Here is an 18,119-nt window from a genome sequence, read left to right on the forward strand (position 1 = left end):
TCAGAACTTCCAGCGGAAGCCACCGCCGTAGTTGATGGATTCAGTGCTGCCAGGAGAGAGCTGACCGAGACCGTTGACGTAGAGGCTGAGCTTGTCGTTCATGACGACATCAAGTCCAAGACCGATGTTCCACCAAGAGGAAGGAGCAGTAACACCTGCGACGGTGAACGAGGAGCCTGGAGCGGCAGTGAATTGTGCGGTGAGGTCTCGGTTGGTGTTACCGAGATCCCAGGCATAACCAACGGAGACGCGTGGGATGACGGTCATGCCGTTGGTTTGGAAGGGTTGCTTGAACTCAAGGGCGAGCTCAAGAGGAACGGAGCTGTAGGAGACGTTGTCGTAGCGGAGTGAGTAGCTGGCCTTGCCTGGATCGGGGTAGGCGATGAGGGGGTTGCCTGGCTGCTGGTAGGCGCGGTTGTTGGAGGAAGTGGATTCGGAGTAGCTGTTTTGGTTGAGTTGCAACCAGCTGAGTCCGAGTGAGGGGATGAGGCTGCCGCGGTTGCCTGTGTTGATGACCTGGCTGATTTGGAGAGTGCCGCCGAGAGCGGTGCTGTTGCTGGTGGCGTTTTCAGTGGCTGGGTAACCGGGGATATTGACTTGGCGTGTGATGTCGGTGTTAAAGCCACCAGCGCCAAAGGTGCCTGTGAGCCAGGTGGCGGAGCCGAGGCGTTGCTTGGCGTAGAGCATGCCACTCCAGCCTTCTGTTTCGCCAAAGGTGTTGGGTTCACCGGTGGTGGTCCAGAGGTTGTCAAAGCGTCCGGCGATACCGACCAGTGTGTTGGAACCGATCAGGGTGTCAGCGCCGATGGTGGTGTTGAAGGCCGTGGTGTTGTATCCGGCCTGATCAGAGCTGCCGCTGGCGGGAGTGGTGGCCCCTGATCCGCCGGCATTGACCCAGCTGCGCCACTTGCCGCAATCGGCGGGATCACCGGTGTAGTCCTGATCGGGCTGGAGCTGTTGAACCTCGGCGATGCAGCGCTGGAGTTGGTTGAGGATGGCGCTGTCGAGGGCGTTGTTGACGTCTTGCTGGAAGCCCAGACCAGCGGTGATGGTGGCTTGTGGGAAGGCGGCTGATGTGGCGCCTGAGAGCTGGCGGTAGAGGGAGTTGAGATCGTTGGTGGTTTCTTGAGCAAAGATCAGCGCGGCAGTGGATTCAAACTTGTTGGTGCTGCCTGCGGCTTGGATGTCGTTGATGGCCTGGCCGACGGCTGTGCTGTTGGGATCGAGACCGCTGGGTGCGTAATCCACGGTGTAGAGGAAGCTGAGATCCTGGTTGTTGTCGATGAGATCGAAACTGAAGGATGCAACAGCTGATTTGGGAGCGACCAGTTTGAGATCACCGATGGTGATGCCTTGCTTGGCATCGACGATGCCTTCTGAGATGAAGGTGCCAGGCATGGCCTGACCGACCTGGTTGGCGAGGAGCTCAACGGTGCCGTTGAGGTTGGCGCGGAAGTTGGTGGTGAGGTTGTCGGTTTCGCCGGAGCGGAGGACGAGATCAGCCTCATAGAGGGAGGTGTCAGTGGTGTCGTAGTTGGCGTTGACCACGAGGTTGCCGATGCGGTATTCGCCGTTGGGGTTGATGACACCGCTTTGGGTGAGGGTGACGTTGCCGTTGGCATCAACGAGCTGTGATTCCATGCGGGCATCAGGAGCGTTGTAGATGTTGCGGGTGATGCCGGGGATGATGATGTCACCGGAGATTTCGCCGTAGTTATTGATTTCATCAGGGCCGCCTGGTCCTGTGATGGCAGGGCTGGTGCCATCGGAGCCGCCGATGATGGTGCCGTAGTTGTTGACGCGCTCCACCCGGCTGGTGGGGAGGTTGATGGCCGAGCCGCCATCACCACCTTGGATGACGGCACCAGCGGCGTTTTCAACGCGGAGGTTGCCGCTGCTGAGGAGGTTGGTGCTCTTGGTGATGCCGACGCCGCCTTGGCCTGTGGCCTGGATCACGCCGCTGTTGCGAACCACGACTTCACCGGCTGGAGATGTGCCATCGATGACGCCCTCGGTGATGGCGCTGACTGAGCCATCGGGGTTTTGGTAGAGGAAAGCGCCGCCTGTGGCGTTTTGGAAGAGCAGTGCAACGGCATTGGTGCCAGAAGCGGTGATGACGCCGCTGTTGTCGATGTTGATATCACCGGAGGAACCGGTTGGATTGCCGAGCAGTGAGGTGCTGTCGTCTTTGCTGACGCCGCCAAAGACAAAGCCACCACCGCCGGCGATGGTTTGAGCGACGACGGCATGGGATCCGGTGCCGCTGGTGGCGATGGTGCCTGTGTTGGAGAAGGAGATGGAACCGGAGTTGGAGGCTGTGTTGGTGTTGTTGAGGGAAACAGAACCAGAGGAGGACCCGCTGACACCGCCACCACCGCCGATGGTCTGGAGGAGAAGGCCAAAGCTGTTGTCACCGGAGGTGGAGATGATGCCGGAGTTGGAGGCGGAGATGTCCGCAGAAGCGGTGGAAGTACCGGCGTGGCCGGTGGCGGAGAAGGAAGTGCTGGTGCCGCCTGTGGTGTAGCCGCCACCGCCGCCGATGGTTTGAAGGACGACAGCAGGTGAGAGGTTTCCAGAGGTGGAGATAGCAGCGCCTGTATTGGAGAAGGAGATGGCGCCAGCGGAGGCATCAGCGTTGAGGGTGCCTGTGCCGCCAGCACCGAGTTGAACAGAGCCTGTGGTGGAGGCCGCGAAGCCACCACCACCACCGATGGATTGCGCGATGAAGGCTGGGCTGGTGTTACCGGAGGAGAAGAGCTGAGCGCCGGAGTTGAGGGAGAGGGAGAGAGCAGCGGCGGAGGTATTGCCTGAATTGGGAGAAGTGAGGGTTGTATTGCGTCCGAGGGAGAGGTTTCCGGCGACGGTATCGAGGCTGCCGCCACCACCACCGATGGATTGAGCGAGAAGGGCAGGGGAGTTGGAACCAGCGGAGCCAACGCGGTTATCGATGGAGAGAGCGAGGGAACCAGCGGAGCGATTGCCGCGTCCGAGGCCGCCGAGGTTGGCATTAGCGCCGATGGCACCGGCGAGGCCGCCACCGCCACCGATGGTTTGGATGATGGCGCCAGCGCTGCGATCACCAGCGCTTGTGAGATTGGAGTTCAGGGTGATCTCAAGATTGCCGGATTGACCATTGGGCGTGCCAAGGAGAGCAGAGGTGCCACCGAGGTTGGCGTTGCCGCCCACATCACCAACGCGGCCGCCGCCGCCGCCGAGGGTTTGAATCATCAGAGCAGCAGCATCAGTGCCGTTGGTGGCGGAATCGATCTGGCTGCTGAGGGTGAGGCTGGCGCCTGTGGAGGTGCCCCTGTAGAGGCCGCCGATCTGTGCGTCAGCACTGGTGCTGCCGGTGTAGCCACCACCACCACCGATGGATTGATAGGTGAGGCCGCTGGAGCCAGTGCCGGTGGTGGTGATGGCACTGCTGCCACCGGCGGTAAAGCTGATGCTGCCACCGCTGCCCTCGCTTCCGAGGCTGCCGCCGCCGAGGAGCAGGTTGCCACTGCTTGTTTTGGAGCTTGGGAAGACGAGGCCGCCGCCACCACCGACGGACTGGAGAACGAAGGCAGGTGATTGACGTCCAGTGGTGACGACGGAGCCGTTACCGCCATTGCTGGCGAGATCGAGGGAGACATTACCGGCGTTACCGCGACCTCCATTCGCACCGAGGGTGACGCTTCCGCCAGCCGTGCCTGCGCGGCCACCACCTGCACCAATGGATTGAGCAGAGATTCCGATGGATTGATCACCGGTGGTGGTGATCGTGCCGGTGCTGCTAATGCTCAGATCGCCGGCATCGCCAGCACCTCCATTGCTGTTGCCAAGGTTGAGAGCGGTGGATGTTTCGCCGACGAGTCCACCACCACCACCAATGGATTGGGCGAGTAGAGCATCACTGCCGAATCCTGCTGTGAAGAGCTCACCGCTGAGATTGATGTTGATGGCACCGCCATCCAGCGCGGTGCTGGTACGTGCACCAGCGGTGGCGCTGGCGCTGTTGATGGGTGCATACCCGCCACCACCACCGATGGTCTGTGCGATCAGGGCTGGAGAGAGGGCTCCGAAGGTGGAGAGGGCATCCTCAATGCTGAGATCAAGATCGGCACCTGTGTTGCGTGTCGCGCGATCGCCACCAAGGTTGACTGTGGTGGCTTCTGCGCCTTTAAGGCCAAAGACAGCGCCACCACCACCACCGATCGATTGGGCGACGACAGCTGCGGAATTGCTGCCACCAGTTGCGATCGGGGCGCTGGTGGAGAAGGTGATGCTTTCGGCGTCGTTGTTGCCGATGACGGAGCCGCCGAGGTTGATGGCATTGCCGCCGGCGGAGGTGGTGTAGAGGCCGCCTCCGGCGATCGATTGCAGGATCACGCCGGTGGAATTGTCGCCTGTGGTGCTGATGGCTCCGGCATTGGAGAAGGCGATGGCACCGGAGCGGCTGTCGCCGAAGCCAGAGCCACCAGCGGAGACTGCGGTGGGAGCACTACCGATGAGGCCGCCACTGCCGCCGATGGATTGAATGGTGAAGCCAGGTGAGCTGACGCCAGCGGTGGCGATGGGTGCGCCGCTGCTGGCGGTGATGGCACCAGCACGGACATCGCTGAGGAGTGCGGAGGTGCTGCCTGTGGTGAGGCTGCCGTCCACTGCGCCGAGCAGACCACCGCCACCACCGATGGATTGCAGCACAACGCCCGGGCTGTCATTACCGGTGGTGGTGATGCTGCGGGAGAGCTGGGTGTAAGCGAGGGAGCCTGCGGAGGCATCAACCCCTGCTAGCTGGGTGCCACCGATGGTGACGTTGCCGCCGACATCGGCGACGATGCCGCCACCACCACCGATGGATTGCAGGACTGCACCGGGGCTGTTGGCCCCGAAGGTGGCGACTTCAAAGGGGAGCGTGAGCGCAAGGTCGGCACCTGTGGAGGTTCCAGTGGTGAGGCCGCCGAGCTGAACGGTGCCAGCGGGGACGCTGCCGATCCAGCCGCCGCCACCACCAATGGATTGGTGGATAACGCCAGGGGAGAAGGCGCCTGTGGCCTGGAGTGTGCCGCCGCCCTCGATGAGGGTGAGTGTGCCGCCGGAGCCTGCGGTGCCATTGGTGTTGCCGCCAAGGATGACGGTGCCGCTGCCACTGGAATTACCGAGGCCGACCATGCCGCCGCCGCCGCCAACGGACTGCATGAGGTAGGTGGGTGAGTAGTCGCCGCTGGTGGCGATCACGCCGCCAGCATTGTTGAGGATGACGTTGCCGCCATCACCGCGCCCGTTGTCGGCGCCGAGGGTCATGGAGCCGCTGGCGGAACCGACGCGACCGCCACCCGCACCGACGGATTGGGCCACAACGCCGATGCTGTAGAGGCCTGCGGTGCTGATCGTGCCGCCCTGGTTGTTCACCACTACATCGCCGGCCTTGCCGCTGGCATTGACGGCACCGAGCCGGAGTGAGGAGCTGCTGGCGCCAGCGGTGCCCCCACCGGCACCGATCGACTGGGCGAGTACACCTTCCGAGTTGTTGCCGAGGGTGGTGATCCGGCCGCGATTGTCGATGGCGACGTTGCTGGAATTGGCGACACCCCCATCCATCCCGAGGCGGATCGTTGCGCCGTTCTGGGAGGTAAAGCCACCGCCACCGCCCACGCTCTGGGCGATCACACCCTGCGATTGCACGCCGGCGGTGACCAGGTTGCTGCCGCTGCTGAAGAAGAGATCGACCGGGCCGCTGCTGCCGACCTGCTGTCCGGCGCCGCCAAGTTCCACCAGGGCCGCGCTGCCGCTGCCGTCACCGCCCACGTAACCGCCACCGCCACCGACCGACTGGGCGATCACCGCCGGAGAGGAGGTGCCGGTGGTTTGGATGCGGGAGTCGAATTTGGAGGTGAGGCTGACGCTGCCGGCTGTGGTGGTGCCGACCACATCCCCCCCCAAACTCACGGAACCGCTGGAGGTGAAGCCCACACCGCCACCGCCACCGATCGACTGCAGGGTGAGGCCGGGGCTGTTGCGGCCTTCCGTGCTGATCTGCCAGTTGCGACTGATCGCCTGGACGTTGCCGGCAGAGGTGTCGGCGATGCTCACGGTGCCGAGGTTCAGCTGGTTGCCGGCCACATCAGCGGCGTAGCCGCCACCGCCACCGATTGACTGGAGCACAACTCCGGGGCTTTCAGCACCCTGAGTGATGGCTGTGAAGGGGCCGTTGAGGGAGATCGCGCCGGCACGCAGGGAGCCGCTGCCGTTGCCTCCGAGGATGAGATCACCGGCCACGGAGTTGACACTGCCCCCACCGCCACCGATCGATTGCACCACCAGAGCGGCGGAGTCGTCGCCTGTGGAGGTCATCGAGGCGCCGGCATTGCTGATCACGCGAATGGCACCGCCATCAGCGTTGCCGCTGCCGTTGGTCATGCCGAGCGTGGCGTTGCCGCCAACGGTGCCGAGTCGTCCGCCGCCGCCACCGATCGCCTGCACCAGCATCACCGGGGAGGTGGAGCCGGTGGTGATGAGATCGCCTTGAATATCAATCAGGATGGCTTGCTCCACCGCTTGATCGGGGCAGCTGCCGAAGCGGCAGGCCACGGGGTAGAGCAGGCCGCTGTTGCCGGCGATGCCCAGATTTCCGCTGCTGCCGGAACTGCCGAGGGTGGCGTCGGTGGCGAGATCGCCGGCGAAACCGCCACCGGCGCCAATCGATTGCACCACCAGGCCGGGGCTGATGTTCCCGGTGGTCTGCAGCTGGCCCCGCAGGATCACGCTCACGGCGCCACCGGTGCCGGAGCTGAGATCGCTGGCGCCGAGCGTCGCGGAAGAGAGGCTGTCCACAAGCGACCAACCACCACCACCACCGATCGATTGCAGAACGGCGGCTGTTGATCGTAGCCCGCTGGTGGCAATCGTGTTGCCGCCATTGGAGATGAAGTTGATGGCGCCGGCATTGGCACTGCTGCTGTTGCTGCTGCCTAACTGGATCAGGCCGCTGTTCGCCGATTGCAGTCCCTGTACGGCACCACCCCCGCCGGCGAGGCTCTGCAGCAGCACAGCAGGGGAGGCTACGCCGGAGGTGACAACGTCGGCGTTGTTGGTGACGGTCACAGCGCCGCTGTTCGCCCCGCTGGCGGTGCGGCTGCCGAGGATGAGGCTCTGACCGGTCACACCCTCGCTGAGCAGGGCGGCCAGACCACCGCCTCCGCCCACCGATTGGGCCACCAGGCCGGCGGCGTTGTTGCCGGCTGTGCGGATCGCACCGCCGCTGGTGAGGCTGATGGCGCTGCCGCTGCTCAGCGAGGAGGTCTCGGCACCCAGCCAGCTGGAGTACAGCGAAGTGTTGATGCCGGCAATGCCACCACCACCACCGACGCTCTGGCTCAACAGGCCAGTGCTGTTTTCACCCAGGGTGGTGATGCTGGAGCTGCTGGTGATGGTCACAGCACCACCGCTCTGGCTCACGCTGCTGGCGTCGCTGCCCAATTGCAGCTCCCCATCCACGTTGCCGATACGGCCGCCGCCGCCACCGATGCTCTGGGCCAGCAGACCCGGAGCGTTGTTGCCCTGGGTGCTGATCGATCCGCTGCTGCGCCCGGTGATGGCGCCGCCATCGAGAGAGCTGCCGCTGCTGGTGATGTCGGTGGCACCGAGCAGGGCGGCGCCGTCCACGTTGTCGGCCATGCCACCGCCACCGCCCACGCTTTGCAGCACCAGACCGATGCCGTAGTTGCCGCTGCTGCTAATCACGCCGCTGTAGTCGGCTTCGATCGCACCGCTTGCCATGTTGCCGCTGCTTTGCGACGCCCCCAGGCGGGTGATGTAGCGGGAGGAGCCGGCGTAGCCGCCGCCACCGCCGATGCTCTGGCTCACCAGCACTGGCGAGTTATCGCCCTGGCTGATGAGGTCGGCATCGATGGTCAAAGTGATAGAGCCACCATCTCCGCCATCAGACAGCAAGGAGCCGAGCAGGGAATAGGTGGAACCCTCGTCGATCAGCACCCAACCGCCGCCGCCGCCGATGCTTTGGGCCAGCACCACTGAGGAATTGTCGGCCTTGGTGCTGAACTGACTGCCTCGGGCATCGAGGTTGATGGCACCACCGTCACCACCACCACCGGAACCTGTGATCAAGGCGGTTAAGCCGAGATCGATGTCGTCGAGGAAGGAGAGCTCGTAATTTTCGTTGGTGCTGATGCTTGATAGAAGATTGAGCCAGGACTGTTGCCAGGACGCAGCGGTATCCGCCAGGGAAGCGCTCACGCTGCCCTGGCTGCCCATCAGGATCGCCCCGGAATTGCTGGCATCGAGGTCCACATCACCAATGAAGCCGCCACCGCTACCGATGCTCTGCAGGATCAGGGCCTGGGAGCCAATCCCTTCGGTTTGGAGGATGCCGCTGGTGCTGATGGTCAGATCACCCGCTTGCGAGGAGCCGGCCCCATTGCTACCGAGCTTGATGAAGTTTGGGGTGTTGCTCAGGGGGATGTAGGCACCAGCACCGGCGATGCTCTGGCCGAGCAAGGCTGGGGAGGCGATGCCAACCGTGGTGATGTCGGCAGTGTTGTTCAGGCTGATCGCGCCGCTATCGCTGATGGCCTTGCCGCGGCTGCCCACATTCACCAGCTGGTCGGTGCTCCCCACGGAGCCGGTGATGGCGCCACCACCACCGGTGCTTAGCAGGATCAGACCGGGGGAATAATCGCCTGCGGTGCTGATCCGGGAACTGTTGATGGCACTGATCGCCCCACCCCGGGCACTGCCGCTGCTGATCTGTGAACCAACGTTGAGGTCACCGCGAACATTCGCGATGAAGCCACCACCACCACCGTTGCTCATCATCGCCAAACCACTTGAGCCATCGCCCTCGGTGCGGATCAGGGCGCCGGTCTGCTGGACGTTGACCGATCCAGCATCCGCCACCACGGCCGACTCTGTGACCGTGCCCATCTGCACCCTTTGACTCGCACCCCCAAATACAGTGCCGCCTCCGCCGCCGAGCGACAGCACATTCACACCCACCGAGGTGTCCCCGCTCGTGCCCACCGAACCGCTGTTGAGCAGGCTGATCGAGCCGCCGGAGAGGTTGCCGGCTGCATCCAGGCTGCCCATGCGTATTTCGTTGGTGTAAGCGCTGATCGCACCGCCGCCACCACCGACACTCTGCAAACGGATGGCGTGGGAATCACTTCCCACGGTCACTACATCGGCACTGTTGGTGACGCCAAGGTCGCCGGCCTTGGCATTGGTTCCACTGCGACTCCCCAGCCGGGCATTGGCTGTGGTTTCGCCGACGAGGGCCGACCAACCACCGCCACCAGCCACACTCTGAACCAACATGCCGGGGGAACTGTTGGCGTTGGTGCGGATCAGAGTTGAAGTGTTGGTGATAGTGACATCACCGGAATTCCCTTCGTTGCTGAAGTAGGAGGAGAGGTACAGGCGGTCGCTGCTGCTGAGGCTGGTGTCGGGATTGACGTAGGCATTGGCACCGCCGCCACCGCCGATGCTCTGGGCGAGCAGGCCGATCGAGCCCACTCCGCTGGTCTGGAGGTTGCCGCTGTTGGTTACCGAAACATCGCCCGCTTCCGCCAGTTGGGCATACAGCGCTCCGAGGAACAGCTCATCGTTGCTGTCAGCGCTGGAGAAACCACCACCGCCACCGATGCTCTGGGCCAGCAGGGCGCTCGAGCCGATGCCGTTGGTGATCACCTGGCCGCTGTTGTCAACGCTCACGTCGCCGGCGCTGGCCCGGCCCGGTCCGTTCATGCCGTTGGTGAGGATGCCGTCGAGGATCAGGCCGGTGACGCCACCACCCCCGGCGACGCTCTGGGCGATGACCCCCGGAGAGGTTCCGCCGTTGGTGAGGATCTCAGCCCGGTTGGTGAGGTCCACCGCCCCGGAATTGAGCGTGTAATCGCTGCCGAGCTGGGGAATGGGAACTTCGGTGAGTCGGTTCCGGTCGTACGCACCACTGCCCAGACGCCCGCCGCGGTTCATGGTCTGCTGGGAGCCGAGATAGCCGCCACCGCCGCCGATGCTTTGGCTCACCAGGGCAGGGGATCCTTCGCCACGGGTCACAATCGCGGCACCGCGGTTGGTCACACTCACATCGCCGCCATTGGCTGTGACGCTGCCGCCGGAACCGTCAAGCCCCAGGTCCAGATCTCCGTAGATCTGGTTGGCGAGGCCACCACCACCACCGATGCTCTGGGCGATCAGACCGGCGGCGCCGTTACCGGAGGTGCTGATCGAGCCCGTGTTGGTGAGGTCAAGCGAGCCCCCACTGGCAAGGCCTGTGCTGTCCAGCATGCCCATGCTGATCGAGCCGGCTCGGTTGCCGATCACGCCGCCACCGCCACCGATGCTCTGCGCTGTGATCCCCGCTGCACTCAGGCCTGTGGTGATGATGTCGGCGCCGTTGGTGATGGTGAGATCGCCGGCCGCGAGCGTTCCCGATGATCCCTTGGCACCCAGCTGACTGGTGGTGTTGCTGCTCACGTTGCCGGCAACCCAGCCGCCGCCGCCACCGATGCTCTGCACGAGCATTGGGCGGGCGTAATCCCCCTCGGTCTGGATCAGAGCACCGCTGTTGCGCAGGCTGATGGAGCCACCGGAACCGTTCACCAGACCCTCGGCGCCAAGCACGAGGTTGTTGGCGAGTTGTTGTTGTCCGAGCCGGCGGATGTTGCCGCCACCACCGCCGATGCTCTGGGCGATCAGGCCGGTGGAGGAAGTGCCGGTGCTGATCAGGTTGCCGCTGTTGGTGATCGTCAGATCGCCGGCATTGGTGTTAAGGGAGTTGAGATCACCGAGGGTGAGCGGCGCTTGCTTCACCGTGTTGGCGTAGGTGGTGGTGAAACCGCCACCACCACCGAGCGTCTGCACGGTGAGGAGTGGTGAGGTGATGCCAGTGGAGCTCAGATCGCCGCTGTTGGTGATCGTGATGTCACCAGAGCTGGCATTGCTCAGATCATCACCACCCAGGATGACTTCATTGCCGTTGGTGAGACTCACCACACCACCGCCACCCCCGATGCTCTGGGCCAGCAGCACCGTGGCTGCATTTCCACTGGTGGTGATTGTGCTGGTGTTGGTCACAGACACGTTGCCGGCCTGTGTGTTGCTGAGGTTCACACCACCGAGTTTGGTGGTCTTGGCGGAACTGCCGAGATAGCCACCACCCCCGCCGATGGTCTGGGCGATCAGGGCAAAGGAACCAGCACCACGTGTTTCGATCGCCAGCCCCCGATTGTTCACGCTGACATCTTCAGCGCTCTGCGATCCTTCGCTGTTGGCGATGGCGCCGCCCAGCCGCACATCGCCGCTGTCGCTGGCGGCGACGCTGCCTCCACCGCCACCAATGCTCTGCGCAAGCATGCCGCTCGACACATTGCCGAGTGTGAGCACCGAACCGCTGTTGGTGACTGACACGGAACCACCGCTGGCATTGCCGGTGAGGTTGAGCCCGCCCAGTAGCAGGCCGTTAGAAGCGGAGCTGATCACACCACCGCCACCACCGATGCTCTGCACCGTGAGTGCGGCCGAAGTCTCACCCGACGACACGAGATTGGCCGTATTGGTGACTTCAATAGCGCCACCATTGGCATTCGCGCTGTTGTTGGATGCACCGATGCGGGTGCTGGCGAGGCTCTGGGCACTCACCAGGGCATAGCCGCCGCCGCCGCCGATGGATTGCACCGTGAACACAGGAGAGAAATCCTTCAGGGTCTCTAGGCGTGACGCGGTGTTGTTGATCGTGACATCGCCGGCATTGGCAGTGACCGAGCCACGGCTGCCAACGCGCACTGTGTATTCATCGGTGCCGGCGGTTTGGGAGATGTAGCCACCACCACCACCGATGCTCTGGGCGATCAGGCCGGCGGAACCGTTGGCGGCGGTGAGCAGATCACCGCTGTTGGTGAGTGTGATGGCGCCACCCTGGGCGCGGGCGTTGCTGGCCTCGGAGGCATCGGCGCCGAGAATCACCTCGTTGCCGCTGTCGGTGGCGGAGGCACCACCACCGCCGCCGATGCTCTGCACCACCAGGGCCGCCGCGTTCAAGCCTTGGGTCGCGATGGACGATCGGCTGGTCAAGGCCACGTTGCTGGCCGAACTGACGCTGTTGGCGTTCAAAGTGCCACCGAGTGTTAAGACGTCTCCAGACGTGATCCCGGTGAAGCCACCACCTCCGGCGATGCTCTGCGCCAAAAGACCTGTGCTGTTCTGGCCCTGGGTGACGATCGTGGTCACCGTATTCGTGAGGGTGATCGCTCCGGAGCTGGTGGCACCACCCATGTCATCACCGAGTCGGGCATTGCCGCCAACATCGCCGAGCCAGCCACCACCGCCGCCGATGCTCTGAATCACCATCGCCGGGGAGCTGTCGCCTCGGGTGAAGAGCCGATCGGCTTCGGTCACTGCGCTCAGATCTCCGGCCGTGGCCACACCGGAGCTGGTGCTGCTCATGCCGAGTACCGCATTGCCCAGCACTTGACCACCCAGGCCGCCGCCGCCGCCGATCGATTGCACCACGAGGGCGGCGGAGTTCAGCCCACTGGTGCCGATGTTGCCGCTCTGGCGCAGGCTCACCGCGCCGGCGGAAAGGGCTCCGCTAATGCCGCTGGCACCCAGAGTGACGTTGCCGAGTGCGTTGCCGGTGACGCCACCGCCGCCGCCGATGGTCTGGATCACAGCCCCTGTGGAGTAATCCTCTGTGGTGATGATCGTGCTGTTGTTGATCACAGACACGTTGCCGGCGCCCAGGCTGGAGCCGCCTTGGCTGCCGAGTTGGGCATCGGGACTGCTGCGCAGCAGCGACCAGCCACCACCACCACCGATGCTCTGGGCGATAAGGCCGGGGCTGTAGGCACCGGCGGTGACGATGGCGTTGCCCGTGTTGTTCAGAGTCACATCGCCGGCGATCGCCTGGCCAAGGTCGCTGCCCGCCAGTGTCACGTCGTAGCTGGACAGGGCATTGGTTTCGGCGATCACACCGCCGCCACCAGCAATCGATTGGAGCAGCAGGGCCGGGGAACCGTTGCCGCTGGTCTGGAGCACCGCGCTGTTGCGCACCGTCACCGCGCCGGCGTTGGCAAGCGTGCTGCCGCTGGCACCAAGACGGCTCAGGGTGCCCGTGACCTTGGCGGCGGCACCACCGCCGCCGCCGATGCTCTGGGCCACGAGGCCGGCTGCATTGACGCCTAGCGTGGTGATGACAGCGTTGTTGGTGACCGTCACAGAGCCGCCCTGGCTAGAGCCGCTCATCGAGCCGCCCAGGATTAGGGCGTCGCCGTATGTCTGGCCTGCGAGTCCACCGCCACCCCCGATCGACTGGGCCAGCAGGCCCATGGAATCAGCCCCTTCGGTACTGATCTGGCTGCGGTTGGTCACCACCACGTTGCCTGCGTTGGCACTGCCGCTGCCGCTGGCGCCCATCGTCACGTTGCCCGTCACCTGGGCGGTGCTGCCGCCGCCGCCGCCGATCGATTGGGCCACCAGCGCCGGGGAGGCGGCTCCGGTGCTGGTGAGTGCTTCCCCGCTGAGGGTCATCGACACATCACCGGCATTGGCAGTGCCAAAAAGGTTGACCGCGCCCAGGTTGAGAGTGCGGTTGATCGATCCGGCCCGACCGCCGCCGCCGCCGATGCTCTGCAGATTGATCAGAGGACTGAAGTTGCCGGTGCTCAGGATCGAGGATGTGTTGGTGAGGGTGACGGCATCAGCGTTCTGTGCGCCACCGCTGCTCAGGCTGCCCATCGAGGCGTTGCCATTCACAGCACCGGTGTAACCGCCGCCGCCGCCGATCGACTGCAGGGTGATGCCCGCCGAGGTGTTGCCCGTGGTGATAATCGTGGCGTTGTTAGTGAGTGAGATCGCGCCACCATTCATGGCGCTGGTGCTGTTAATCGCACCGAGCAGAAGATCACCTTCCACAGGGCCCACCCAGCCGCCGCCGCCACCGATGCTCTGAGCTGAGATCGCCGGGCTGAAGTCACCGCGGGTGATCAGTTGGTCCCCGTTCGACTGAATGCTGATGGCTGCACCCGAGAGATCGGCGCTGCTGCTGCCCGACACACTGCCGAGGCTGACGGCGCCGCCCTGGGTTTGGGCGACACGGCCACCACCGCCGCCGATGCTCTGGGTAAACATCGCGGGGGAGTAATCGGCCAGGGTTATGAGTGTGCCCCGGTTCACAAGACTCATGGCTTCGCCATTCTGAAGACCCTCGGCGTTGCGGGAGCCAAGCGCCACAGTGCCGTTGGCACTGTCGAGGCTGCCGCCTCCGCCACCGATTGCCTGGTACAGGATGGCTGGTGAAAACTGATCATTCGACACCAGGGTGCCAGTGTTGATCAGGCGGGTCGTTCCGGATTGGCCTTCCGCACCGTTGCTGCCGAGCACAGCGTCGCCGAAGCCACTCTGGGCGTCACCGCCGCCTCCGCCGATGCTGTGGAGATACACCGGGATCGACGACGGACCGTAGGTGGCGATGTTGCCGGTATTGGTGAGCACCACGCTGCCGGAATTGCCGCCAGCTCCTCCGCTGCCACCGAGGGAAATTGTGCCTTGATTGATGCTGGCAGTTGCGCGGCCGCCGCCTCCGCCGATGCTCTTGGCCACTACGCCATAGGAGCCTTTCCCAAAGGTTTCGATCGCTCCACGATTTGTGATCGTGATGTTGGCGGCACTTCCACCGTTGCCACCACTGGCCCCAAGGCTCAGGGCATCACGGGTACTGCCCACATCACCACCGCCCCCACCGATGGCCAAAGCCATGATGCCAATGCCGTTGGTGCCGGTGGTGGTGATGGTGCCGTCGTTGGTGATGGTGATGTTGCCGCTGTTGCCACCACCGCCACCACTGCCGCCGAGGGACACGCTCAAGGGAGCCGTGCTGGAGAGAGAGCCACCACCACCACCCACTGATTGGGCGTAAAGCCCGTAGGCCGCATCGCCGGTCGCGGTGATGGAACCACTGTTGTTCACGGTCACGTTGCCGGCATTGCCGCCGTCACCACCACTGCCGCCGAAGCTGAGCGAGGCGGTGGTGCCCTCCGTGTCGATTGCTGAATTGACACTGACACGGCCGCCGCCGCCGCCGATGGATTGGCTGAGTAAACCGTGCGATTGGCTCCCGGTGGTGACGATGACACCGGAGTTAGAAACGTTGACAGTTCCTCCCTCACCACCACTCCCTCCACTGCTGCCGACTTGAAGGGAGCCACTGAAGCTGTTGTTGCTGTCAGAACCTGGAGCGGCCAGGCTGGTGGCACCACCGCCGCCACCGATCGACTGCACATAGAGGCCGATTGAGTTGTCTCCGGTTGTTTGCAGACGTGCCGCATTCGACACGGTCACTGCCCCACCAGATCCACCAGATCCACCGGAGCCACCGATCGTGCCGTTCAGGCTCAGTGTGGAATTTCCTGTTCCGTTCACAAAGCTGGTGGCATCACCACCACCGCCACCAACGGACTGAATGAACATTGCTGTGGAGGCATTTCCGCTTGTGCTGATGAGGCCATCGCGGGTGGTGATGTTGATGATGTTGCCGTCACCACCGGCACCACCACTGGCGCCTATAGCAACGCTGAGCCCAACGTCACCCCCTTGAACGTTGTTCGTACTGCTGCCGGCGCTGCCACCGCCGCCACCGATGGATTGTGCGATGAGTCCTTTTGCGTTGTCGCCAGAGGTGCCAATGCGCAGATTCCCCATGTTCAGGTTCACCACACCGGCTCGTCCTCCACCGCCTCCACTCCCCGACACTGACGATGCCAGGCCTCCCAGTTGTGCATTGGTGGTGCTGTTCGAGGCTTGCTCTGTGACGGAGCCACCTTGCCCACCACCGCCACCAATGGACTGAAGGAGGATTCCGTTGCTGCCGGTGCCGCTTGTGACGACCGTGAGGGTGTCGGAGGGTCCGTTCTGAAGCGTCACACGATTGCCACTTGCACCGGAACCACCGGAACCACCCATGGAGAAACCGGCACCAGCTGAGTAACTGGCGTTCCCACCTCCGGATGCCGCACTCGTGACAGCTCCACCAGAACCACCTCCACCACCGATGGATTGCAACAGCACACCCATTGATTGATCACCACCAGTGGTGATCGCACCATTGAGAAGGGCCTCTACCGCACCGGCCTGACCGCCATTGCCACCGGATCCGCCAACGCCTCCGCTGGCACCGAAGGCGAAGCTGGAGTTGGCGGAATCGGCAGAAGCTGAGGCATTGGAGGTGATCGAACCACCCTGTCCGCCACCACCGCCGATCGATTGAAGCAATAAACCGTGGGAAACATTTCCACCCGTTACGACGGTGGCATCCGCGAACAGGCTCACATTGCTTGCGATACCTCCACTTCCTCCATCGCCACCCATTGCAAAGGCGGCAGACAGATTGCCACCAGAAGAGGCTGCGGAGTTCACTGAGCCTCCGGCACCTCCGCCACCTCCGATCGATTGCAGGAAGACGCCAATGGCATTGTCTCCTGCTGTTTGAACCGTGAGATCTGCGACCTGGCTGCCGCTGCCCAGCTGAACATCGCTGCCCATACCGCCGTTGCCACCGTCGGTGGTAACGGTGCCGCTGGCACCAAAGGAGAAGTTGGTGTTGGAGGCAGTGGTGCTGACATTGCTGCCGATCACGGATCCCGCCGTGCCACCACCACCGCCTACAGACTGGAGCAGGATGCCATGGGCACCATCGCCACTCCCGGCCGTGCTGTTGCCGGTGGCGATGGAGAGGGCTTCAGGGGTGAATAAGTTGACCCTTCCGCCAGAACCACCGCTTCCACCGGCGCCACCCATCGCGAAACTTGCAGACGCTGTGATGGATGCATTGCCTGAGCCGGTGGCGTCATTGGTGACGGAACCACCAGCGCCACCACCGCCACCGATCGATTGGGCGAATAGACCGATGGAGCTGTCTCCTTCAGTGACGATTAACCCGGAAAGCGAGGCATTGACGGTTTGCCCCCAAGCACCTCCACCCCCATTGGCGCCAATCGCACCGCTGGCCCCGAAGGAGAAGACGGAATTGGCGGAATCGGCAGAAGCTGAGGCATTGGAGGTGACGGAGCCACCTTGTCCACCACCGCCACCAACGGACTGGAGAAGAATGCCGTAGGAGCTCTTGCCAGCGGTAAGGAAGGTGCCGTCAGCGAAAAGATTGACGGTGTTGGCACTGCCGCCGCTGCCGCCAGCGCCGCCCATGGAGAAGGAGGCGGAGAGGTTGCCAGCAGCAGCCGAGGCGGAGTTAACGGAACCACCGACACCACCGCCACCGCCGACGGATTGAAGGAAGAGTCCTGAGGCGTTATCGCCAGCGGTTTGGATCCCAAGATCAGCGCGTTGGCCGCTGCTGCCGAGTTGAACGGAACCTCCGACCCCTCCGCTGGCACCGGTTCCGGCGAGGGAGACTCCGCCACCAAAGGAGAAGTTGGTGTTGGAGGCGTTGGTGGTGGCATTGCTACCGGTGATCGAGCCACCTTGTCCGCCACCGCCACCAATGGACTGGAGGAGGATGCCAGTGGCGCCATCGCCCGTGCCAAGTGCGCTGTTGCCGGTGCTGACGACGAGCCTGGACGGAACGGCGAAATTGATTGAACCACCTTGTCCGCCGATGCCACCGGAGGCACCCATGGCGAAGGACGCGGAGGCGGAAATGTTGGCACCACCGGCGCTACCGGCATTGGTGACCGAACCAGCGGCACCACCACCGCCACCAACGGATTGGGCAAAGAGACCGATGGAGCCGTCGCCGAGGGTCTTGATGGTGCCAGCGATTGAGCCACCAACGGCTCCGCCTGACCCACCACCACCACCACTTCCGGAGACACCAGCGCTGGCCCCGAAGGAGAAGACGGAATTGGCAGTTTTGGCCTGGGAGGACGCATTGGAGGTGACGGAGCCACCTTGTCCACCACCGCCACCAACGGACTGGAGAAGAATGCCGTAGGAGCTCTTGCCAGCGGTAAGGAAGGTGCCGTCAGCGAAAAGATTGACGGTGTTGGCACTGCCGCCGCTGCCGCCAGCGCCGCCCATGGAGAAGGAGGCGGAGAGGTTGCCAGCAGCAGCCGAGGCGGAGTTAACGGAACCACCGACACCACCGCCACCGCCGACGGATTGAAGGAAGA

Annotated in this window: 1 protein-coding gene (cut by a window edge); it reads right to left on the reverse strand. The window is 63.8% G+C overall.

What is annotated here, in order from left to right:
• Positions 1-18,119: the 3' portion of an autotransporter outer membrane beta-barrel domain-containing protein gene (locus SynMEDNS5_RS01095; RefSeq protein WP_186583931.1), read on the reverse strand. Its footprint extends 7,480 nt past the window's final position; the window shows 18,119 of its 25,599 coding nt (coding positions 7,481-25,599); the start codon falls outside the window, past its right edge; its stop codon occupies positions 1-3.

Source organism: Synechococcus sp. MEDNS5, assembly GCF_014279875.1.
Taxonomy (GTDB): Bacteria; Cyanobacteriota; Cyanobacteriia; order PCC-6307; family Cyanobiaceae; genus Synechococcus_C.